Below are 25,753 nucleotides of genomic sequence, written 5' to 3'. Positions count from 1 at the left end.
TTTCTTACGTCTTACTTTTTACGACGTACTACAAAAACACACGCACCAACCGACGATACAATCGCCAAAATAGATAAGACAATCGCTATTACTTGCATATTACTAGTGCCTTCATTCTTTTCTACACTAGACACTTCACCATGTTCTCCTGTTAATGACGTACCTTTTGCAATTGTAGTAAGTGAATGTGGTTTTTCAGCTTTTTCATCGCCTGTCCATTCAACAATTTCTCCATCTTTATATTGTTGATATGCGTCCCAAGCTATTTTTTGCTCTTTATCCGGATTTTTAGCGACGAAAGTAAATCGTTGGAATTGACCGGTTAAAATCCCTTCTCCTGTCGCTTCCCATACTACAGTTTTCACTTTTCCAGCACTATCTTTTTGCGCTTCCACTTTCCACCCTGGCACTGGCTCATACTGTTGAAACTCAACGCCAGACGGTATTTTTAGTGTGACTTTTGTTGTTGCTATATTTTTTTCAACTGGTACCTTTATTGTGTAAGTCTCCCATGAATTAACATCAGAAGTTTCTGGCTTTACCGTCACATGAGCACTAACAGGTAACGAAAAGATTCCCATTGCAATTATTGTTGCGATCATTGTTGTTCCTAATTTTTTTATACGTTTCATTTTCTATTAACTCCCTTTCATCTATAACGCCTCTTTATCTGCCACCTACAATAAATTTATAATCTGTATCGAAGCTATCCAGAGATTTTGTTAATCCATGAACATGTATATTCCAGTTTCCTGTCATGTTAATATACATACCTTCTGCTTCATATTCTCCCGGTGAAACTGCTGAAACTTTAAATGAACCTTTTCCCATATTCATATCTAATGATTGAGTAGTTAAAATAATTTGCTCCATATCAGTAACAGGTTGTCCGTTTTCATCCTTTAAAGTAATATGAAATGTATTTTGTCCTACTTTATTAGGACTTACATGTAAAGTAAGTTCATACCCATTATCCAGTTGCTTACTTTCTGTAAAAGGTCCAGTAGGAGGCATCGGTGGTGTTTGTACGTTTGTCATAAAAGCTACGATGACAAAAATGATAATTCCGATGATAAACTCTACTTTCACCGTAGCGCCTAATCCCTTCTGCGCTCTCATTTTCCCTTTCACATAATGTACAATTCCCAATATCCCCATGAAAATGAATAAAAGTATTTTTGCTAATAAAGCTAATCCATACTTCGTATCAAATAAAGAGTGGATTGTTGGAATAAAAAATGTACTGTTAAAAAGACCTGTTATTAAAATCACGATGACAGCACCTGTTGCCCACGGTGAAAAACGCTTAATCATATCCCAATACATACTCCACTTGTCATCCTCTTTACGTAAAAGAAGAATAATGGATGATAGACCGCCAATCCATAATGAAGCTGCAAATAAATGCAGAAAATCCATAACGACAGCAATCTCTTTAAACTTCAAACCATATGCATGACTATTAAAGGCTTTCATAACAAGTATCCCGATAAACAATACTATTGGAATACTCCATACTTTAAACGACGATAGCTTCCCACACTTCATCGCAAAATACGTAACAATTATAAGTGAACTAATAAGAACCATTTGAGTAATCCATACATATCCAAAAACAGAAAGCTGTAACGTTTCTTTTAAGAGTAAAGGATTGAATGCTTCTAGCCATGAAACATCTGCATTTATTTTTGCTTGCAATGGTAGGTTGAATAACAAGCTAATAAATATCCCAAATAAGGAAATCCATATTATGTTCTTACTCCTTGATCGAACCGAGGTTGCATTCCCTTTATACATAATAAGATTAAAGAATAGCACTCCTATAAATAGTGAGAAACTTGTATATAGAACCCCACGTTCCATAATCATATCTATTTGCGGGACATACCCCATCTCTTCTAATTGTACATCATCTGCTCCCGCTTCCGCTGACCCAATTCGGAACGGAATAACTCCTTGAATTGGATGTCCATCAGCTGAAATCACTTTCCACTGAATAGAGTAGAGTCCGTTTTTCAGATTTTCTTTTAACCCTGCTTCTAATAGTTTTTTGTTTTTTTTATCAATATGAGCATCTTTCAAATCGACCCTTTTACCTGATGTATCCCTCACGTACAATGTATTAAAACTTGAAACTTGTATGTCCTCATCGAATTCGATTTTCACAACAGATGGTGCCTTCTTCAAAGTTTCATTTTCAACAGGGTTTGATTTCACAACGTACGCATGAGCAGATGTACTTTTCGGTATCGATATGATAAGCACACATGCAATTAATAACCATGTCCCTAACTTTCTCATTACTTTCACAATCACTTCACTTCTTTCTTACTCATCGCTATACTTCCATTCCTTTAACTTTCCAAGTTTGATTATCGGGCGAAATATTAACCTTATTAAATATAATCTTCTATACAGTATAACTATTTATTTCTCTCTCACCTCTAAACTTCCAATATAATAGTAACTACCTTCATAGATACTACTTACATTTTTAAAGTCGATTGTTATTATATCATAAAATATATTTACGTAAGTTCCTGAAGAAGAAAAGTTATCGTGAATCATTTGTGAAGAAAGTGTGAAATACATAAATAAAAAGGTATTACGTTATTACGTAACACCTTTTAAAAAATATCCCTCTTCTATTTCTCTTCCGGATAATCACAATACTCTATGATTGTTCCCTCTGTATCCGCTGGGTTAAGATAGATTAATCTTCTGCCGTGTTTATTAATTCGAAGTGTATGCTTTAACGTTCGAATACCTTGTTCTTTCAATTCCTCTAAAGCCACATCTAAATCATCTACTCGATACGCAACGTGATGAACACCTTTACCTTTTTGTTTAATAAAACGGGCAATTGGAGATGTCGTATTATTCGTCGGTGCAAGTAATTCAATTCTATCTCCATCCACTTCAAGAATGGCTACTTCGCTTTCCACACCAGGAGCTTCACTTACGTAACGATCTATTAAAGTTCCTAGTAACACATTTTCATAAAAACGTATCGTACTATCTATATCACGAACTGCGATTCCGATATGATCAATTGTTTTTTTCATTTTATTTCCCCTACTACTTTATTTTTTCTCATTATTAATAGTAACAAAAAAAGCTATAGAAACAAGTCTATAACTTTTTTTATTTAACCTATTTTCTTATCTGCTCTAGTTGCTGGTTGAACTTGGTTTTTCACTTTTAAAATGCTAATGCCATATCCGATAAATCCACCGATAATCGCTGGGAAGATCCAGCCTAATCCTACTTCCTGCATCGGAAGGAATTTAGTGAACACTTGGCTTACTACTTCAATGTTAACTCCAGCTGCACTTAATCCATCGAATAAGCTGATGATAAATGTTACGATCAAGCTTACTTGATAAACTTCCGCTCTTCCTTTAAATAATGAATGGAAGAATGTTAAGAAAATCAATACGATTGCTAGTGGATAAATTGCTGTTAATACTGGAACAGAAACTGCGATTAATTGTGTTAATCCTACGTTTGCAACAATGGCACTAAATACACAGAGCGTGATTGCAATTGCTTTGTAAGGAACATTTGGGAATAACTTATGGAAGAATGAAGAACATGCTGATACAAGTCCCACACTAGTTGTTAAACACGCTACTGTAATCATTAATCCTAATAATACTCCGCCGTATGATCCAAAATAGTAGTTAGAAACTTTCGCTAATACTTCTCCACCGTTCTCTAAATGTCCAAGCTTTGCAACACTTGAAGCACCCATATAAGAAAGAGCTGTATAGATAATTGCTAAAATAGATGCTGCAATTATGGTCGCTTTTGCACAAACGACCATAATTTGTGTTTTCGTTTTTGCACCTTTTTCTTTAATTGCATTAATGATAATAATCCCGAATACGAATGATGCGAGCGTATCCATCGTTAAGTATCCTTCTTGGAATCCTTTAAAGAATGCATGTGATGTATAAGCTTCCACTGGTGCTTGCATATCTCCAATCGGATGTATAAAAGCAACGATTACTAAAATACCGATGAAAGTCAACTTAATTGGCGTTAAAATTTTTCCAACAATATCGACAATTTTCGCGGGATTTAGCGAAAAAAAACAAGTGATGCTAAAGAATATAATTGTGAAAAGAATTAAAGGTGTAGAACCTACTCCCTCTGGCATAAACGGCTTAAGACCAATTTCATAAGATACATTTCCTGTTCTCGGTATTGCAAATAACGGACCGATCGCTAAGTATAAAACTGTTGTAAACACAATCCCGAACACTGGGTGAGCGCGACTTGCTAATGACTGCAAATCATCTTTACCTGAAAAACCAAATGCTAGTACACCTAGTAATGGTAGTCCAACACCAGTTACTAAAAATCCAGCGTTAGCAATCCATACATTCTCTCCTGCTGATTGACCAAGCATCGCTGGGAAAATTAAATTTCCCGCTCCAAAAAATAGTGCAAATAACATTAATCCAATAACTACTATGAACGAAAACGGTACTTTATTCGCCATAATATAACCCCCATTCAAATTTCCTTATCTCATTTTCCAATTTTAACTAATTGAATTTTCTGAATATTTAATTTAAGTATCAACTATTCTTGAACTCATTATAGTTTGCTATATAATATTTTGCAATACTATTTTCGAACTTTTCTTTTATTTTATAAATATACATTTTTTAACATGAAAAATAGACTAAAAAACCAACATGGTCATCCATGTTGGTTTTTCCATTTACTATCATGAATTAAAATTTCGCTGCTACTTTTTTAACGTTTTCTAGACCTTCTTCAACAATTTGTTGTGAACGATCTGGATATTGATTGTGCCCTTCAATTACAACTGTCTCTGGATTTGTAATTCCCCAGAATCCAAGTACAGTTGTTACGTAATTAACTGCCATTTCCATAGGAGCCATTTGTTCTGAAGAGTAATCTGAACCACGAGCACCTAACACAACTACTTTTTTACCACCAACTAAACCTTCTGGGCCATTTGCTGTATATTTAAACGTTTTTCCAGCTTGAGATAAGTATGAAATATATGTGATTAATGGTGCTGGTACTGTAAAGTTCCATAATGGGAATGCAAATACAACCTTATCAGCTTCTAAAAACTGATTTAAATATTGATCTACTGTAGCAACTGCCTTCTCTTCTTCAGCTGTTAACTCCATGCCTTGGCTACGTTTATATCCACCTGAAATCGCGATATTTCCGTAATAAGGAAGATCTAATGCAAATAAATCTAATTCCGTAATTTCTGTATTTGGATTTGCTTCTTTATAAGTACTTACAAATGTTTCATACATTTTTGAACTAACTGCTTGCTCCGCTGGACGATCGTTTGCTTTTACAAATAATACTTTTGACATTTTTTTATTCCCCTCTACATTCTTATTTTCTTCTTTTTTACCAAATAACGAGCTAAATAATCCCATTTTCTTCACCTAAACTTTCTTATCATATTCATTATTCATCATCATAAAAATTCTTATTCTAATAAAAAGTTCCAATTGATACCTTAAGTAAAGCCAATCAAAACTTTTTGTTATTTAATTACCTTATGTAAGTGATTGTAATATAGCAACTTACTTTAGTCAAGTAACTTTTAATAAAAAACAAAATCTCAATTTAAAAATATTAACTAAAATACAATTGAACACCAAATACATCTTTATTACTTGTATAATAAACTTAGAGAGGAAAATTCATATATAGAAAGGATTTATTCATGAGCACTATAGAAAAGATTCAAACTTTTATTATTCTTTTTGCTGTTACATGCGGCATCGTACTCGGACAATTTAATATGATACATACGTATTCAGACAAGTTTATTGTTCCCTTCTTATTTTTTATGCTATATGGATTATTCCTCAGCATCCCATTAAAAGAAATAAAAAACGGATTTCGCAATTTAAAATTTGCTGGAACAAGTCTTACTATTAACTTCTTATGGACACCTTTACTCGCTTGGGGGTTAGGGGCACTATTTCTTTCAGATCATCCAGCACTTTGGGTTGGATTTATAATGTTAATGGTTACTCCATGCACAGATTGGTACTTAATCTTTACTGAAATAGCGAAAGGAAATGTAGCACTTTCTACTGCAATTTTACCTGTAAATTTAATTTTGCAAGTTCTACTCCTTCCAATTTATTTATTTTTATTTGCTGGTGTCATGAAAACTGTAGCGGTTTTTGTTTTAGTAGAAAGTATTGTTATCGTAATCGTCTTACCATTTATACTTGCACACGCTACAAAATTCATTATGAATAAAATGAAAAAAGCTGAAACTCTCGAGAATAAACTCATTCCGTTTTTCAGCTCTGCTCAAATTGTATTTTTAAGTTTAGCAATAGTAGCGATGTTTGCATCACAAGGTAAATATTTACTGCAAAATATGAATGTCGTTTTATTATTACTCGTTCCTGTTCTATTGTTCTTCATCATTAATTTTTTACTAGGACAATTTATCGGGCGCATGATGCATTTATCTTACAAAGATACAGTAAGTCTAAGCTTAACAACGTTAGCAAGAAACTCACCTGTTGCACTCGCTATCGCTGTGACCGCTTTTCCAGATGAGCCTCTTATCGCACTTGCACTCGTTATTGGACCATTGATTGAGTTACCAGTACTAGCTGGTGTGTCACAAGTTTTGTTGCTTATTAAGAAAAAACGGCAATACGCATAATAAAAAACGTCCCATTTTGGGACGTTTTTTATTATGGAAAGATTACATACAACACTTATTTCTTATTTATCATTACAAATGAAATTACCGAAACTACAAACATAATAATACCAATTATAATAAAGTGAAACTTTAATCATTGGGGGTTTTGTTCATCCCCCAATGATTATTAGCCCTCACCACTCCCGCATTAACAGATCCTTTCTAATTAAAAATGATAGGAAACGTAAATATGACGAAAGCTGCCCAAAGTCCATATATTGGCAAATACTTCGTAACGGCATCTTGGATAGCTTTTGGTCCTGATTTATTTTGCAAGAAACGCATATAGGAAAACATAATCCAAATTAGATTTGCCCAGATCAGTATGTTTACACCTAAAACAGCTAGTCTATTAGGTGTAATCCCGTAAGAAGAAAGTCTAAATACGATGGCTGACAATGCAACAGTATCAATAATAAGTGCCAGAACAATTAAGGCAAAATTTATATAATCTGAAATACTCTTTTTCTCGTCTGAGTCACTCTCAACGATAGAAAATATAGTAACAGCCAATACACCAAGCAGTATTCCGTTGAAGGCCATTAGGAAATTGCGATCCAAGAATGGATTTTTCCCGACCAAAATTACCGTTATAAGATAGATAAGCAAGGTAATCAGGACGAGAGGACTAAAAATTTTAGATATGTATGGTGTAATATTTTTAGCAAGCTTAAGATTCATTGATACTAAGTATGCAGTCACAATAGCGAGAGCCGCTGCTCCAAATAAAACAACATTACTAAAATAGAATTCTCCTATATCTAAGTCAACAAAGCTAAATAAACGCATGGTGAATATTGCTAGTATCATTCCGCTCACTGCCATGCTCCCGTAGAGAAGACAATATTCTAAATTAAATTTAATATAGGCTAATCTTGTACTGCCTTTTGAATATTCATTTCCTGTAAATGCAAGCCCTACTAAGACCCATAAAAATATAGGAAGATGTAAATACGCAAGTATGGTACTGTCTTTATAATTTATTGGCAACGTATTAAGATACACCCCGGAAACTAGGAATAACGCTATAAGGGAATAAATAATACTTTTTTTCGGCTTATTATTGTAAACAAAATAAGCAGCAATAAAGGGAATTACACCAAAAGCCAAATTAATTGGAGCAATTGCTTCCTGCTCAACAAAGTGGAAAATGATTCTAGTGCTTATGCCGGCCAGAATAGCTAAAAGGCCCATGAATAAGAAACCTTTTTGAAACAAAGATGTTTTTTCTTTATTTACTTTCTCCTTAAAATGCAACCTTTCATACCAAGCACCTAGAATTTGAGAATCAGGGTTTTGGTCCCATGCTTGTGAGAATGCTTTTTTAAAAGCTTTCGGATCTTTTCTATACATCTTCTCCAACTCATGGGGGTTATCCATATGTTTAACAATCAAATTGTTACTGTTCATAGTTATACCTCCTCTAATTTTAAAAATAAGGTTGTTACCTTTTAACAAAAGCATCTCACTCATTTATTATGATTTTGATTTTAATACAAAATTTATCGTTTTACAATAAAAAATTATTATTTAAAGGTTTTTTTTTATCGTTAAATTTTATATAAAAGAAAAAACAAAAGAGCATGACAGTTTTATGTCATGCTCTTTTAACAAATTAATTCTCAAATACAAAATTAATCTTATTATCTTTCCACTCTAATTTCGCATCAAACGTTTTCTCGCCCTTTTTAAAGCCTTTAATTAAATCAGTCTTTTCACCTTTTAAGAGCTTTGTCATATTCTTTTGCGAAATTGTTTTACTTAATATCTTCTTTGAAATGGTGAAATCACATTGCGTTGTATTATAGTTAGAACAACCGTAAAACGTTGACTTATCAATTACATCTCCATCACATTTTTTACAGCTACCAACCTTTTTACCCGTTGTAAATTTCGATCCTTTTCGTTCAACCGATTCAACATGTAGTCCCGTGAAATCCCACTTCTCAGACATTTCCACTGCGTCTTCAATAATTTTAGCTGATAGCTTTTTCGTCTGTTCCATAAATGTAGCTGGTGAAGCTGTACCTTCCCCGATTTCCGCAAGGCGTTGCTCCCATTTTGCAGTCATTTCTGGTGAAGCGAGTATTTTATCACCGATTGCTGTAATTAATACTTTTCCTTTATCGGTCGCATACACTTGGTTTTTCTGCACATCTATATATTTACGGTCTTTCAGCATCGTAATAATACCTGCACGAGTTGCCTCAGTACCTAAACCTTCTGTTTTCTTTAATACTTTCTCAAGCTCTTCATTCTCTAAATACTTACCTGCCGTTTTCATTAACGTAATAAGTTGTCCTTCTGTATAACGCTTCGGCGGCTGTGTTTTTCCTTCTTTCACTTTCACCTTTACAACTTTTCCTTCTTCGCCTTCAGCAACAATTGGAAGAATTGTTTCGTCATCTTTATCATCTTGGAAAATAACTTTACGCCAACCTTCTTGAATTTGCTGTTTTCCTTTTGAAATGAATTCAGCACGTTCATCTACAAGCGTTACAATCGTTGTATAGTCAAAGATTGCAACTTCATAATGAGCTGCAATAAGCCTTCTTACGATCATATCGTATATTTTCTTTTCATCACCTGATAGTCTGCTTGGGTTTGTAACTTGCTCTGTCGGAATAATCGCGTAGTGATCTGTTACTTTCTTTTCATTTACATAACGCTTATTGTTCATAATGGATTCAACCGGAGCCGGTAATAAACCTTTATATTCATCAAACTGACTTAACTTCTGTAAAATATCAGGGAAAGTCGCTGCTTCTCCTTGAGTAACATAGTTAGAATCTGAACGTGGATAAGAAACAATCCCTTTTTGATAGAGTGCTTGCGTTATATCAAGCGTCTTTTTCGGTGAAAACTTAAAGGCTTTATTTGCCGTTGCTTGCAGTGATGATAAGTTGAATAAAAGCGGCGGCTGAAACTCTTTACGCTCCGTTTTCATTTCCTTCACAACAGCCGGTTTCCCTTGGCAAAATGCCGCAATTTTATTCGCCATATCAGGGTCTTTTAAGCGGTATTCATTATCCTTCTCCCATTTCCCGTCATATTTCTTTCCTTCTATATTAAAGGTTGCAAACACTTCCCAGAAAGGCTCTGACTTAAAGTTTTCAATTTCTTTCTCACGCTTTACAATCAATGCTAACGTTGGTGTTTGGACACGACCAGCAGAAAATACATCATTCATTCCTTTTTTCTTTAACAAAATACTAAACACACGTGATGCATTCATGCCAACAACCCAGTCAGCACAAGATCTTGTGTATGCTTCGTAATACGTATTAATTGTATCTGATTCATCAAGTAAATTTTTAAACCCTTGATAAATAGCTTGCTTCGTTAAAGACGAAATCCATAGACGCTTCATAGGCTTTTGCACGTTACAAAGATTAATAATATTTCGTACGATCAGTTCCCCTTCACGCCCAGCATCGCCTGCGTGAATAATTTCTGTTACCTGTGGATTATGTAACAGCTGTTTCACAACGTTAAATTGCTTATACTTTGACTTTGTAACTTCAAATTGAAAACGCTCTGGAATCATCGGTAACGTATTAAGTGACCATTTTTTCCACTCTGCGTGATAATGCTCTGGATTACATAACTGCGTCAAATGACCAATTGCCCATGTACAGTACGCTCCATTTGGAAATAACTCATTCGCTTCTACTTCTAAATATCCATCTTTCCGGCGATATTTAAACTGTGAAACAAGAGCCAACCCTTGATCTGGTTTCTCGGCAATAATTAATTTCATTTTATAACTCCCTATCTGTATTCCAGTGTTACTTTCATTGTATATATGTTTAGAAGCGATGATAAAACAACAATCTTATTTATCATTCGCGGTTTGTCTCGCAAATGTGAGACCTATAATATTATACGCTTATTCTTTATGGCTTCACAATAGAAACTCATAATATAACAATTTCTTTGATATCCTTAAACAAAAAAAGACACCATAAAATTTGGTGTCTTTTTCTCTATTTTTTAACCACTATCTTTTCATTTACATTGTTTTTTATACTCTCTTCATTGCAATTAATTTTATCGATACTATCTACCTTCAATTTACCATCATTTTTCTAAAAAAGATGGTACTGTAAGGAAATGCCACAATAATTTATGTATTAAACTTTAAAAAATTAGAATTTTTTATAATTTTATCCATAGAATACTTTAACTATCTCGTTGTAGTAGACAAATCATAATTTGCTCTTTAACAGCGAGCTTTCTCTACATGATTATTAACTCTCTTTAAAATCTATCAATCAAGTTGTATCCATTTCACTATACTCGCTCTAGAACTTTAAGGTTAGATTTTGTACTTTTTTCCAAATTCAATATATTTCCCGTCTTTATATTTAGCCCTAAACTTTTATCATTATCAAACCAATCAACTTCTAATTTTGTAAATTTAAGATTTTCCTCACTCCTTATTTCATAAGTGTAGAGTTTATCCCATAATCCCCATAAATGAGGATATAATCTCACTTTCAAATTAAAGGGTTCTAATATACATGTAAATAATTTTTGTTTTTTATTCTGACCTACATGTATTGATTTAAATAAATTATAGGCTACCAAACGTGATTCTCCATTTCTATTCTTATCAGCAATCAATAAACATAACGGTTTTTTTAATGAACATAATAAATTAATTGCTTCTGATTTAAATGTTAGGTTTAAAAAAGTTGTATTATTATCTTCTGTACTAATCCACTTACACAAAAAGTTATCTAAAAATAACAAACCAGGATAAATCTCATCTTCCTTAATCTTTTTTAAATCGGAAATATTCAAATATTTACTTCGAGTTAAAAAAACATTTGTTTTAAATATTTTACATAATTGATAATCAATGAGATTAAAATCACCAAATTGAAAAGTACAAAAAAATCCCTGAGCTTTTTTACACAAATAAATGTTATCTAATCCTACTATTTCTTTAAATCCTTTGTAATAATGAGGGGTTAATCTATATTTTCTTTGTATATATTTATTAATCCGATAATTCCGCCAAAGGTCTATTACTTCTACATTTGTAAATCTATTAAAAGATGCTAGTTCTTTTGATAGGTTAGCAAGGGCTATAAAATCACTATATTCTGACCCAATTATTTTCTCAGTAGCTATTTGGCAATCTATAAAGGATTCAGCCAGATAATTTAATTCCTCATTCACGTAATTCCTCCTAATTTCTAGATACTTTATCTTCATTTTGATTTTATTAAAATGAAGCTTTTTAATATACCTCTACAAATATTAAAAGATGTTTATGTTATATATATTTGCACGACACCTAACTATTACAATGATCTTATATCCTCACTTATTACATCATGAAGCACACAATTGTATGTATCCTTAAATCTTTATATTTTGTCCGCACTCAACTTGCATAATATTAAGTACGATTGATAGGCAGTAAACCATACATATTTCCCCTTTTTTCACACCCGATAATTAAAATTATGGAATACTAATTGTTTTCAATTAACAAAAATCCCCCACCTTCATAATCCTCGTTAGTAATTTTTTAATTATATTTGTATTTATAATTTCTTGTGCTATAAATTCTCCATTATAACAAATACTAAAAACCGCAAAAAAACACTGTATTTTCTTTTGTTATTAATCTAAGAGTATTAAAAGAAACTTCTTTATCACTCTTCTAGGTCCCCACAAACCCCCAACAGCAATTTTGTTTTAGTATAAGCCGTTATTTTAGTTAAGCATTCTCTTTCATTAAAGAGATAATCTCTTTAATCTTTTTAAATACAATTTCATTAGATATTTGTGGATGCATAGTACAGATAGATAATTTATGATTTTCATCTATGAATAATTTTTTAAAATAATAATATCGATTATCCAATAAACTTTTCATTTTAATTATTTTTAAATAATTTCTTAAATCAATTGAAAATGACTCCAAAGGTATCGATAACCCTCTCCCAATCGCTTTAATATAACTCTCTTTTAAAGTCCATAAATCGTAAAATCTATTAATTTGTTCGTTTTGTGATTTAATGGAAAATACATATTCCGCTTCTTCAGTGGAAAAAAAAGATAGCACTAGACTTAAATCTATCAATTTAATAATTTCTACATCAATTCCCACTGGTGATGAATCAAATGCACAAACCACCCAATCTCCTGAATGTGATAGATTGAAATAATTTCCCTCTCTCTTTATATAAGGCTTACCATAGGCATTGTAATATATATTAATATCTTTGTTCTTTAATGATAACTGTTTACCTAGTATAGATCTAACTAATATTTCTCCAACTAATGTTCGTTTTGCATCTTTAAAATGCAAAAAACTCTTTATTTTTTTTTGTTTTTCTAATGGAACATAGCTAAGAAGTTCTTCAAAATCATTGACAGAAAGCTCCTCTGATATATTTACGGCGATTATTTGCATCTGCTCCTACCTCACATTAAATTTCATAAAATCTGTACTACACAAACTGCTTATGATTTTAAATAATATACAGATTCCTGTCTTTTTGCTGTATTAAATACCGAAAAAATAATTCCTAAAATCAAAATAATACAACTATATCTATACGTATTATTAAAACTATTAGTAATCGCTTTTTTATATTGCTTCTTTGCATCCTGATATATATCCGAGATTGTTTTTTCTTGTAATTCAAAATCTTGATTTACTTTTTCTGCAAGCTCTTCAGGAGTATTATGTATAGCAACTTTTTTTCTTTCTTCTATTTGATAAATAAATTTCTCTAAAGAATCTTTAGAAGATGTGTCTTTCATATGTTTTCTATCTATTTGTTGAACATTTATAATTAATTTCTCTTTTATTTCTTTTGGCATATTTGTATGTTCAACTTTGTTTACCATTTCTTTTTTGACCAGATTTAGTTGTGATTCCAATTGATTATTTAGTAATGCTACTAAAACTGCTACACCTAATATACTACCAATAGTACGAGATATATTTGTTATGCTAGAAGCCATACCCGACTTATTAACAGGAACACTTAAAATTGCAGTAGTAGATATTGGAGCAAGTGTACATCCTGTTCCTACCCCACCTACTGCTACTCGCCAAATATAATCTAAACTTGTAAAATCTGTAGACATTGTAGTAAAAGAGTAAGTAGTAACAGCTAATAACAACATTCCTGCCATTCCTATCCATCTACTACCTTTTTTAGTGGCTATAGGTGTCATTATAGTTGTCACAATCATAGAAAATATGGCCAATACACTAATTATCAGACCTGCTTTCAATTCACTTATTCCTTGAACCTGTGTTAAAAAAAATGATAATAAAAAAATGATATTCATCATACCCATTCCTACTATAAATAGCAATAGATTTCCGACTGAAAATTGACGATTATTAAATAGCCAAAGTGGTAATATTGGATACTTTGATTTTTTTTCAATATTAATAAAACTTATAAAACTAATAATAGATATTACAAATAATAAAATTATATACTCTTTGTTCCAACTATCGTCATTCACTTTTAATAAAGCTAAAACTAAAGTAAATAAAAATAGAGAAGATAACAATACCCCTAACCAATCTATTTTCTTCTCTGATAATTCATCATAAGATTCTTTAAATAAAATCAATACTAATACACAGGCAATCAATCCTATAGGAATATTTATGAAAAAAATCCACTTCCAGCTTAATTGATCACTTAGTATTCCCCCCAAAGCCGGTCCTATAGCTGCAGCAAGTCCTCCAAAGGCCCCCATTATTCCTCCTATAATCCCTTGCTTTTCTTTTGGTACTAATTCTAAACCTAAAGGCATTGCCACCGGAACAATTATAGCTGCTGAAATTCCTTGAATTACTCTAAATAGGACTATTGTTTCCAATGAAATAGATAGTCCACATAATAAAGAACTAATTGTAAATACAAATAAACCTATTACATAAAACTTTTTACGTCCAAATCGATCAGCTAATTTTGCCATAGGTAACAAACAAACAGCAAATGCTAAATTATAACTATTTATAACCCAAGAAATATGTTCTACCGAAGTGTTAAAACTGATTGTCATTTCAGGTAAGACAATATTAACTATGTTTGAATCTAAAATTGCCATAAAAAAACCTGAGATTAAAGCAAATAAAGCAAAGCTATGAGTTAATTTATTATTCATTCTTATCTCCCCAATCTTTAAATTTTTTTACCTTACAGTGCCTTGATAGTAGATTTATATTAGTAAGTACTTACTAACATTTTATCACTTTTTTTACCTAAAACAAATAAATTCTTTGTGCATCAATATAATATACTTCAAAACTCTCATCGTTAAAGTTAAATATAGGTTGTTGATAATTCTCACCAACAACCTATATTTATTTTATTTAATCTAATTGATTATAAAATTTTTCTATATATTCATTATGATTTGATAACCATTTAAACCCTAAACGCTCTAACATTAAATTTGTTCTGTCACACACTCTTAGAAAATTTGATTCCTTAGTATTTCTAAATAAAAATGAATTTAATAAAACTTGAATTACAGATTGTCTTTTCATTGGGTCTTCAAGGTGATTAGATAAATATTGAACAAAATCATCAAAATTAACAACATCAACCGCTATACCCAAAGATTGAGCAACAATCCCCATATCATTCCAACTAATCTTATTAGGGTTAAAAACATGAAAAATCTCATTTTGAAGACACTCTTTATTAAAAAGGGTTACTATGGCTTCTGCTACCTGATTTACCCCTGATAAATCTAGTACTGGATTTATTAAAAAAGGATAGATTCCTAAATTATTCATTGCCTTTATTACCATATAGAAGCCTTCTTCTTTAAAATTATAAGGCATTTTTTTGGAGCAATAATTCATAAATAAAGAATTTAAACGATATATATTACAATTCAGTCCAGAATCCCTTGCAACTAGTACAGCTTCTTCTGCTAGTACTTTACTTCTTAAATAGTAGTTTTCAATCATATGATTTCCCTTTTTGTCATATTCACTAAATATGACATAATCACCACCACTTGCTATACTAAGTGTAGATATATAGTTGAAATCTTTTTTTAAACCTGTCTTTGCAAACTTCAATACATTTTTTGTTCCTTCGATATTAACATTATGGAAATCTTCCCAGTTCCCATAATGTTTTATTTTTGCCGCACTATGAAGAACACAATCTATTTTATAAGACAGTTTCTCATATTCCTTACATTCCATACCAAATTTATTTTGGGTAATATCTCCTAAGATAATATTGATTCTGGATTGATATTTCTTTAATAGATTTTCTTCATTAAAGTAATAAAGAAATCTTTTATTTAATTTTTCTTTAGCAGCTTCTACTGAAATTGAATTGACTAATAGATATATAGTTGATTCTGTTCTGTTTAATATTTCATTAACTAAATGAATTCCTAGGTACCCTGTTCCTCCTGTTAAAAATATATTGTTATAATTCTTTTGTGACAAAAGAACTTCATTAGAATAGCGCTTAACATCATTAGTATAGATATCTTTATATTCCTCTAATGCTTCAATATCGTTATGATTTATTAAACCTATGTCTTGTGTTATTTTATCTAGTTTGTTTTTTAAATAATTTTGCTTATAAGTCATATTCTTTGCAAACTCAAAAATTGTAGGAAATGCATATACGTCATTAATAGATACCTCGAATAAATCTACCAACTCAGAAATTATCTCTATCGCTTTTATAGAATTACCACCAAGTTCGAAGAAATTGTCATATATACTAATAAACTCAGTATTTAATACTTTCCCCCATAAGTCTGCAAGTAGTTTTTCTCTTTCACTACTTGGTTCAACTCTTTTATTCTTTTCTCTTTTTTGAAGTATTTGTAATAATGCATTTCGATCAGTTTTCCCATTTGCATTTAATGGTATTTTATCTATACATATAAAGTTTGATGGGACCATATATTTCGGTAATATTCCTAACAAATACTTACGTAATTCTGAACCACTAAACTCTTTTTTCTCTTTTATAACCAAAAAGGCATATAAAGTCGCTTTTTCATCTTGTTTCACTATCACTTTAGCTTCTTCGATACAATAATAATTTTTTAATATAGATTCAATTTCTTCTAGCTCTATTCTATATCCATTTAACTTAACTTGATTATCTTTTCTTCCTAGAAATTGAATGTCTCCTGTTGGAAGATAGCGAGCTAAATCTCCAGTTTTATACATTAAGGATTCTTCACTAAAAGGATTATTAACAAATTGTTCTTTGTTTAATTTATGATTGTTTAGATACCCTTTTGACAAGCCTTTACCAGCTATAACTAATTCTCCAACCCCACCAATAGGTTGTAACTTTAAGTAATCATTTGGATTAACAATAAAGCACTGATAATTCATAAGAGGGGTTCCGATCGTTATTTCAGTATCTTTAGTAACTTTTTTATATGTAGCCCACACTGTAGCTTCTGTAGGACCGTATGCATTATAAATATCAGCTGTTGTATGCTGCTGAACCTGTTTTAGTAATTCTTTTGGAAAAGATTCTCCGCCTACTATAATTACTTTTAATTTTTCAAGACCGCTTGCATCCTCAATTAATAATTTTAATCTTGAAGGTGTCAATTGTATTATATCAACTTGATTATCCATAATTAATTTATTTATTTCTTTAATATTCATATGTTGCTTCTCATTTGCAATTATAACTTTTAATCCTACCGCTAATGAATATAAAGATTCTAAAATAAATATATCAAATGATATACCTGTTAATGCTAACATTACAGTAGTTTGTTTTTCATTTAATATATTCCTCATAGCTTCTACAAAGTTAGTAAGTGCCTGATGTTGTATTTGTACTCCTTTAGGCTTTCCAGTTGATCCCGATGTGAAAATAACATACGCTATTTGATTCTCTTGTATCTGTAAATCCAGATTTTCAGAACTATACTCTAACAACTTCTTATAATCATGCTGTTTTTTCAACAGATTAGATTCATTAGACTCTTTTACTATGAGTTTATTTACTTCTAAAATCACATCATAGCGATACTTTGTCAGCTCATTTTCAATTTTGCAATTTTTTCCCGATATATTTAATGAATGAATTATATGGCTTTTTATTTGCAAATCATTAAACCAAGATTTTGCTAGAAATAACTCTGATGAAAAATCAACTTTGGTTCTATAATTTGGGTTACTTTTAGAAAAATGAACAAGTGATTCAATCATTTCAGATTTTTTATCCTGATCCATTATATCACCAAGAAATATAACACCTTTCTGATCCAACATATCTGTGGCAATATTTATAACCTTTTTCAAGTAATTATGACCTGGAAAATATTGAACTGTACTATTAATGATAATCACATCAAATTTCTGCTTAATTTGCCCAATTTCATGAGCTGCTAAACATTCTAATTTAATATTTTCAATACCCTGTTTTTTAATGTAGTTTTTATTTTTTTCAATAGTCACATTTGACATATCAGTACCATAATATAATTTACAATATGGCGCTATCTTGTACATTGTAATACCAGATGCACAACCTATTTCCAATACACGAATATTTTCATGTAAATAAGGAGTCAATTTTCTCAAAACGTTATTTGAATACTCTTCCATCTCCTCCCTACTAAATTCTTCTCCTGTATAACTATTTATCCAACCACCCATACCTATTCTATTATTTGTACTAGCTCCAATATGATTCCATAATTTCGGATCCATTAATTCATTATTATGTGTATCTTCCATTTCTTCAATGTTATTACTATCCAAACATACATAAGCTTTAAATTCGAAACATTCCCACTGAAGTTTATTTAGCATCTGAACATAATTAGATTTCGAAATAATAACTTTTATTGCAGTATTATCTATAATATTTTTAATTCTATTTGTAGGTAAAGTCGGATCAATAGGTACATAAGAAGCGCCTGCTTTTAAAACCCCTAACATTGCTACAATGGTATAATGTGATCTCTCAAGTAAGATACCTACACACTCATTTGAATCTATGGTATACTCGCTAATTAAATACTGAGCTAAACGATTAGCACATTTATTAAGCTCCTCAAAAGTTAGTACTGTTTCTTCAAACTTTAAAGCTATTTTATTCGGTGTTAATTTTGCTTGTTTTTCTATTAAGACATGAATTGGTTCATTAAATTCTTGATTAATCGCCTCTATATTGGAATTAAATTCAAATAAAATTTTGTTAGAATCATATTCAGATGTAGCATTTATATTTTTTAGTAGAACATCTGGATTTGTTGTTGTCTCCTCATAATACAATATTAGTGTACGTAGCATCGCCTCTATTGTTTCTCTAAAATATACGTTTTCATTAAATTCAACTTTTATTTCAATGCCGTCGTTTAAATTAAATATAAATGCAATATCCGCAAATATCGGCTTTATGTAATTTATATCTTGTATTTCTTCTAGTAATGTAACTATTGGGAACAAGGGCATTTTTTCATCTTCTAATAAGATTTTATTCTCTTGTAAAATCTTTTGGTAAGGAATTTCTTGATTTTGTAATGCTTCCACTACAACTCCTTTAACTTCATTTATCCAATCTCGAAAGCTTATTTGACTATTAATTTTCTTTCTTAAAGTAAGTAACTGATTTATTGTCTCCTCATCCCCTCCCATATTAATTATAGGAGTTCCAATAACAACATCTTCGTTATCAGTATATTTATATACTAAATACATGATTCCTGATAGTAATAAAATATAGGTTCCTAACTCAGAATTTTTACTTATCCGAAAAACATCTCTTACCAATTCATCAGGAAATTTTAATTTTACAATTTCTTTTTTATATTCTTTTAATAAAACACGTGACTTATCTGTTGGGAAGCTGCTCATAGCAACTTCTCCTTTTAGTTTTTCTTTCCAATAACCTTTTTGATTCTCAAAAATTTGATTTGTTACATACGGATCATTCGTTGTTTTACCCATTTTCATTCACCTTTCTAATGAATTCAAAATTGAAACTCTATATTTTCTACATTTAAATTAATTTGCGTAGGCTTTTCTCTCAAAATATCATTAATCTGTATTTCAGGGTTTGAAGTAATATCATCTAAGATCTTCAAATAATGTTCACTCATCATTTTAATTGTTTCTCTTTTAAACAGTTGAGTACTAAATTCAAATGAAAATTCTATACCCTGAGCTTGTTCAGAAGCAAACAACGTAATATCAAACATAGAAGTATTATTTTCAAATGGATACTTTTCCAAAGAAACACCCTCAAGATCAAAATTAGGTTTCTCCATATTTTGAAGTACAAACATTGTATCAAATAAAGGATTTCTTGCTGCTTCACGTTTTACTTTTATATTTTCAACTATTTTTTCGAATGGATAATTCGAATTATCAAAGAACTCCATAACATTTTTCTTTGTGTTTCTCATAAAGTCAAAAAAGCTTTGATTTGTTTGTATGCTAGTTCTTATAGGAATTGTGTCAACAAACATCCCTATAACATTTTCTAAATAATAATGTGGGCGACCATTTATTAACGTGCCAACTACAATATCCTTTTGAAGAGTATATTTATACATTAAAAGATAATAAGCTGATAACAAAACAGTAAATAAAGTTGTTTCGGCTGTTAATGCTAACTTTCTCAACTTACTTTCTAATTCTTTTGAAGAATAGCAAATAAATTTTTCTCCACTATATGTTAGCCTATCAGACCGTGAAAAATCAGTCGGTAAATTTAGAATTGGTATCTCTCCTGAGAAAATTCTTTTATAAAATTCCTCTTGTTTTTGATATTCATGACTATTTACCATATTTTCTTTCCAATTTGTAAAGTCCTTATATTGTCTATTTGGTTTATAAATCTCTTGTCCCGAATATGCTTTTATAAATTCATTTGTAAAAATCGCCATAGAAGTTCCATCTGCAATGATATGATGAATGTCTAGTAATAATAAATATTTATTTTCTTCTATTTCACCAATACCTACTCGAAATAATGGTGGTTCTTGTAAATTAAATGGTCTAATAAAATTCCGAATAGTTGTATTTATATTTTCTTTAATTTTTATTTCTTCAACTTCAAATGGCAGTGAAGCATGGATTTTTTGTACAGGTTGGCCATTAATTAACTGAAATGAAGTTCTTAATGACTCTTGTTTTTCCATTAGATCGAGAAAGGATTGTTTTACTTTTTCTAAATTTAAATTCCCCTCTAGTATAAAAGCTTGTGGCATATTATACGTTGTTGTTCCACTTGTAAATTGTTCCATTATATATATTCTTTTTTGGGCAGATGAAATGGGGTAATAATCCATTACTTTACTTAACTCAATGTCATTTTTTAATTTAGTAACTTTTTCACTAGCGTCTTTATCTATATGCCTTATTAAATCTTTAAAAATTGGGTATTTTAATAAATCAGTGACTTTCCACTCTAAAGATAAATATCTATTCAATTTATTGATAACTTTTAAAGCTATTATTGAATCGCCACCTAGTTCAAAGAAGTTATCAATTATATGAATAGTCTTTAATCCTAATTCTTCTGCCCATACCTTTGCTACAAGTAATTCATTTTTAGAATAATTTTGTTTATCTTTTCCAACTATTTTTATTTCACTTAATATATCCTCAACACTGTTATTAATTGATATATAACTATCCCATTTCATTGTTAAATTTTCTATTTCTTTTTTTAAATCAGCAGGCACCTTAGAGTCTTTTAGTAAATGAGAAATATTCAAACTAAACTCTTTACTGTCATTTTTTTCTGGGATACTTAACCAGCATGGGTATTTGTCAAATACATATATAGGTAAAATTACTTTTTTCCGCAATTCACCTTTATACAGAAAACCCCAATCAATATCTGCTCCTTCAATGTAGTATTCACATATATTTTGCAATTCATTTCCTTTTACGTAATAAGGATTTTCTATTTGATTTATATATCTTAACGCTTCTTGGCTTGACTTTTTTATGTTTAACTCACTTAAAACTTTTATGTTTTCATCTGTCCTTCTATTTATTAGTGAGTATTCCCCCCAAAAAACCCCTTGTTTTTTTTGATTTTTTAAATTTTCTTCAGTAACTAGCAAATTTAATTTTGTCTTAAGTTCTTCCTCACTTTGGAATATGATAGCAAGGCGGTAATTATAATGCCCTCTTCCAGTATTTGCTGTATAACATAAATCTCTAAGGTCATACTGGTTTTCATTTAATAATTTTTGGTATTTTTTTATTAATTCTTTCACTGCTTTTTCACTTTTTGCTGAGATAGTTAATAAATGAAACATGTTATTATATTGATGGTTATTTACAGAATTCTCATTATTCCATTCTGACAAGACAATATGGCAATTAGTTCCACTCATTCCAAATGAACTTACACCACAAACCCTAGCTTTCCCTCCATTTTCCCAGGGTAGTAACAAATCATTCACAAATACAGGAGATGACTCAAATTCTATTTTACGATTAGGACGGTAAAAATGGATTGAAGGTGGCAACTCCTTCATTTTCATGGCCATGACACTCTTTACAACTCCAGCCAATCCAGCCGCTGCCTCTAAATGTCCTAAATTAGACTTTACAGAACCGATTGCACAAAATTGCTTTCGCTCAGTAAACCTTTCAAACGCTTTTTCTAAACCAGCTATTTCAATTGGATCACCTAGAGATGTCCCTGTAGCATGTGCTTCTATATACGTAATGTCTTCGGGAGATACTCCAGCATTTTCCCACGCTTGACAAATTACCTTTTCTTGAGCTTCTACATTTGGTGCTGTCAATGCAATTGAATTTCCATCTTGGTTAATTGCCCCCCCTTTTATAACAGCTTCTATATGATCCCCATCTTCTATCGCACAATTTAAAGGCTTTATTAGAATAGCTATAACTCCCTCTCCAGATCCAGTCCCTTCCGCACCATCATCAAATGATCTTGTTCTATAATCCGAAGCTTCAATGCCTAACTTTTGTTCTATTTCAAACGGTAATAAATTAATATGCGCGGTACCAACAATGGCTTGTTTACAATCGCCATTTTTAATAGCCTGACATGCTAAATATAAAGAGGTAAGCGATGATGAACAGGACGTATCAATTAACATGCTTGGCCCATTTAAGTCTAAAAGATAAGATATTCTACTTGGAATAACTGATGGTAAATTCCCAATAAATCCTGTCATATATGAATCTGGTTCAATATTTTGAATCATTTCTCTATAGCTTATTCCGCCTAATTCACTATGGCCTACAAATACTCCTGTCTCTGTGCCATTTAATCTCTTTCCTCCATAACCAGCATGCTCAATAGCTTGATAAGCAACTTGAAGAAACAATCTTTGTTTCGGGTCCATTAAACTTGCTTCTTTAGGTGATAAATTAAAAAATTTGTAATCAAAATTATCTATCTGATCAATATAACCCATTTTTTTATATCTATATTCATTTGTATTCAATATATTTACATGATGTAAATATTTATCCGCTTGCTCTTTTCTCAAATTTGGAATAGCATGAACACAATCTGTACCTAAACGTATATTCTCCCAAAAACTTTGAACATTATCAGCTAATGGAAATACACCTGCCATACCAATTATCGCAATATCATCATCACTTTTATCTAAATCTTTATTTTTCAAACTATTGTCCATGAAATCTTCCAATTTTATATCGTTAAAATTTAACATGATTCTCCTCCATCCTTAAAAACTTCAATGAAAATTCAAATTAAAAAGAGTATTTCACTCCTGTTTCTTCATATAATTTTTCAAAACGTTTTTGTTGTTCTTGAAAAGGGACTCTTTTTGTATCAAATACTGTTTTTAGAAGTTTTAATGCATAATGCATTTGTTCTATAGATGGTTTTTTATCATTTAATTCAAGATTTTCTTGAATCTTTCTTAACATTCTGATCGACTCAATAACTCCTGATGCATATTCGGAAGTATTGGTATTATAATTTTTCGTCGCTACCATCATTCCTAAACATCTAGTTATCAAAGAATATTTAGGCCTTGGAGCAACATTCAACCTGTCAAATAATAGCTTTTTATCCGTCCCATTATCATAAGAAAAAAATTCCATTTCTTGAACATTTCCTTTAGACAAATTAGTTAATACACCTTTAGGACCCATTTCAATCGCAATTGTTACTCCTTGATTTTTTAGATAGTCTATTGTTTGACTCCATTTAACTGGTTTAGTGATTTGAAGTGTTAGGTTCCTCTTCATTTCTTCTATGCTAACATAGGGCAAAGCTGTAGTATTTGAAATAATTTTCCCTTTAAATGAATGATATTTATTATTATCTAAATGTCTTGTAAAACTTTCGGCTACTGATTCCATTAAACTTGAATGAAAAGGAGCACTAACATTCAATAAGTTTGTACTAACCTTTTTTTGTTTCAAATAACTCTCTACTTGCTGAATGGCCTGTGCATTACCTGAGATAACTGTTTGAGTCGGGGAATTATAACAAGCAACACTTACTAAATTACCTTGTCCATTTACCTTTTCTAAAACTTCTTTTAAAATATTCTTATCAAAGTTATTTACCGCTAACATCATACCGGTATGCATATCACTTGCCGTTTTCATTAACTGTCCCCTTGTTCTAACTAATTTTAGAGCATCAGAAAATGAAATGGCTTGCATACAAGTTAATGCTGAAAACTCGCCTAAGCTATGGCCAGCGACATAATCAGGAAAAACACCAAACTCCTGTAAATATACACGAAACATAGCCACACTTGTTGCTAGAATAGCTGGTTGTGCATTCTCAGTACTTGTTAATACCTTAGAATCTCCTGAAAAACATATTTTCTTCAAGTCCATGTGCAAAACGTCTGACGCTTCTTCAAATACCATTTTTGCAAGGGAAAACTCTTTACAAAGAGCTTTCCCCATTCCAACATATTGAGAACCCTGTCCCGGAAATACCATTGCAATCTTTTCCATAAAACCTACCCCTTAATGGAATATTTACTTATTATCATTTCTATTAGCTTGATAAACATATTAGATAGTTCCTGTAATGTGTGCATCGCTATTCTTTCCTTATTAGATTTAATTGTAAAATGAACTATATTATTTAATTCCTTAACTTCTATACTAGTATTAGACAGTGCTAAAGGATCAATTTTTCCCTTCAAGAATGTTTGATTATACATAAGGTAATCAAAATTGTTACTTTCCAAATGTTTATTATTGGTTGTCTTTATGTTTATACTTTGCTTACGCTGCTTATAAATTTCTTTAAACATAGTATTGAAATCATGTAAATTATTCATATCCAAAGTGATAGTTTTTACATTTTCACTATCCAATAACGTTTGAACTTTCATATTCATCTTATTTGTTATTTTTGTAAACAAATATGTTGAGAAAGCTATTAATAAATCTTCTAACTGTACTTTTTCTTTATGAGCAATGCTTCTAATTTTTTGTGTTAATAATGCTGTAATTTTCCCTTCAGCAGTATAAATATTCTGAGCTTTCGATATCTCAATATCATTTTTATCAATAAACTTTGCTAGTTTTGATACGGTGTTATAAATAAACATATCTGTTATTTTACATTTCCCAGGATATAATTGTTCTAGCTTCCTATGCATTTGAATTAAATGTATAGATGATCCTCCCAGTTCAAAAAAACTTTCATTTAAGCTAATATCCCCAACATGTAATACCTCACCGATTAACTGTTTAATTATATTTTCTGTTCGTGTTAACAACTTAGGGGCTTTTTCTTCCAATTTATTTTTTCTTATTTCCAAAGCAAGCAACACTTTACGATCGATTTTTCCATTTGGAGTCAGTGGCAATTGCTCTAATTTCACAAAATATTGCGGAATCATATATTCTGGCAACTTTTGTGCTAGATATTCTCGAATACTTCCCATGACTTTTTCATCATCTACAACAATATACGCACATAGGAATTTTTTCCCGTTTGAATCTACTTGATCTATTACTACTGCTTGTTGAACATTCTTATGCTCTAATAGTTGATTAGA

Annotated in this window: 15 protein-coding genes; 1 reads left to right on the top strand and 14 read right to left on the bottom strand. The window is 31.0% G+C overall.

Going from position 1 to position 25,753, the window contains the following annotated elements:
* Window positions 1-11: 11 nt before the first annotated feature.
* From DOS87_RS09470 to DOS87_RS09450, 5 genes are all read right to left on the bottom strand, one after another.
* Window positions 12-632 (bottom strand): YcnI family copper-binding membrane protein, encoded by a 621-nt coding sequence (locus DOS87_RS09470; RefSeq protein ID WP_000821388.1) that lies wholly within the window; start codon window positions 630-632, stop codon window positions 12-14.
* A 34-nt stretch (window positions 633-666) separates the two neighbouring features.
* Entirely contained in the window at window positions 667-2,316 is a 1,650-nt protein-coding gene (locus DOS87_RS09465) for a copper resistance CopC/CopD family protein (protein WP_000636159.1), read from the bottom strand.
* Between the two features lie 329 nt (window positions 2,317-2,645).
* Window positions 2,646-3,065 (bottom strand): VOC family protein, encoded by a 420-nt coding sequence (locus DOS87_RS09460; RefSeq protein WP_000750851.1) that lies wholly within the window; start codon window positions 3,063-3,065, stop codon window positions 2,646-2,648.
* Window positions 3,066-3,148: 83 nt separating this feature from the next.
* On the bottom strand, window positions 3,149-4,507 hold the full coding sequence (gene brnQ / locus DOS87_RS09455; RefSeq protein ID WP_001284783.1) for a branched-chain amino acid transport system II carrier protein: 1,359 nt from the start codon (window positions 4,505-4,507) through the stop codon (window positions 3,149-3,151).
* A 238-nt stretch (window positions 4,508-4,745) separates the two neighbouring features.
* Complete coding sequence (locus DOS87_RS09450) at window positions 4,746-5,438, bottom strand: FMN-dependent NADH-azoreductase (protein ID WP_000522502.1); 693 nt, start codon at window positions 5,436-5,438, stop codon at window positions 4,746-4,748.
* Between the two features lie 293 nt (window positions 5,439-5,731).
* Between DOS87_RS09450 and DOS87_RS09445 the strand changes: the two genes are divergently transcribed.
* Window positions 5,732-6,697 carry an arsenic resistance protein gene (locus tag DOS87_RS09445; protein WP_000103813.1) on the top strand — a complete coding sequence of 322 codons (966 nt, stop codon included), beginning with the start codon at window positions 5,732-5,734 and terminating at the stop codon, window positions 6,695-6,697.
* Window positions 6,698-6,901: 204 nt separating this feature from the next.
* Here DOS87_RS09445 and DOS87_RS09440 read toward each other — a convergent pair whose 3' ends face one another.
* From DOS87_RS09440 to DOS87_RS09400, 9 genes are all read right to left on the bottom strand, one after another.
* Window positions 6,902-8,149 (bottom strand): DUF4153 domain-containing protein, encoded by a 1,248-nt coding sequence (locus DOS87_RS09440; RefSeq protein ID WP_001087655.1) that lies wholly within the window; start codon window positions 8,147-8,149, stop codon window positions 6,902-6,904.
* Window positions 8,150-8,354: 205 nt separating this feature from the next.
* Window positions 8,355-10,499 carry a DNA topoisomerase III gene (gene topB, locus DOS87_RS09435; RefSeq protein ID WP_000766773.1) on the bottom strand — a complete coding sequence of 715 codons (2,145 nt, stop codon included), beginning with the start codon at window positions 10,497-10,499 and terminating at the stop codon, window positions 8,355-8,357.
* Window positions 10,500-11,032: 533 nt separating this feature from the next.
* Window positions 11,033-11,926: a hypothetical protein gene (locus tag DOS87_RS09430; RefSeq protein ID WP_098506306.1), complete on the bottom strand. Its 894-nt coding sequence runs from the start codon at window positions 11,924-11,926 to the stop codon at window positions 11,033-11,035.
* A gap of 547 nt (window positions 11,927-12,473) precedes the next feature.
* Window positions 12,474-13,172: a 4'-phosphopantetheinyl transferase family protein gene (locus DOS87_RS09425; RefSeq protein WP_208730245.1), complete on the bottom strand. Its 699-nt coding sequence runs from the start codon at window positions 13,170-13,172 to the stop codon at window positions 12,474-12,476.
* Window positions 13,173-13,222: 50 nt separating this feature from the next.
* A complete protein-coding gene (locus tag DOS87_RS09420; RefSeq protein ID WP_016122316.1) occupies window positions 13,223-14,896 on the bottom strand; it encodes an MFS transporter in 1,674 nt (557 codons plus the stop codon).
* A gap of 208 nt (window positions 14,897-15,104) precedes the next feature.
* Window positions 15,105-19,697, bottom strand: coding sequence for an AMP-binding protein (locus DOS87_RS09415; protein WP_170953248.1), 4,593 nt, complete (start codon window positions 19,695-19,697; stop codon window positions 15,105-15,107).
* A 23-nt stretch (window positions 19,698-19,720) separates the two neighbouring features.
* Window positions 19,721-23,425 (bottom strand): condensation domain-containing protein, encoded by a 3,705-nt coding sequence (locus DOS87_RS09410; RefSeq protein WP_098506315.1) that lies wholly within the window; start codon window positions 23,423-23,425, stop codon window positions 19,721-19,723.
* Window positions 23,426-23,465: 40 nt separating this feature from the next.
* The gene (fabD, locus tag DOS87_RS09405; RefSeq protein WP_061667412.1) at window positions 23,466-24,695 is read right to left on the bottom strand and encodes an ACP S-malonyltransferase; all 1,230 of its coding nucleotides are present in this window, start codon (window positions 24,693-24,695) and stop codon (window positions 23,466-23,468) included.
* 5 nt (window positions 24,696-24,700) lie between these two features.
* Window positions 24,701-25,753, bottom strand: a 1,053-nt coding sequence (locus DOS87_RS09400; protein ID WP_242476149.1) for a phosphopantetheine-binding protein, incomplete at its 5' end; no start/stop codon positions are given.

Origin of the sequence: Bacillus sp. CR71 (assembly GCF_003429245.1) — a bacterium.
Taxonomy (GTDB): Bacteria; Bacillota; Bacilli; order Bacillales; family Bacillaceae_G; genus Bacillus_A; species Bacillus_A thuringiensis_S.
This window is presented reverse-complemented; position numbering and strand designations above follow the sequence as displayed.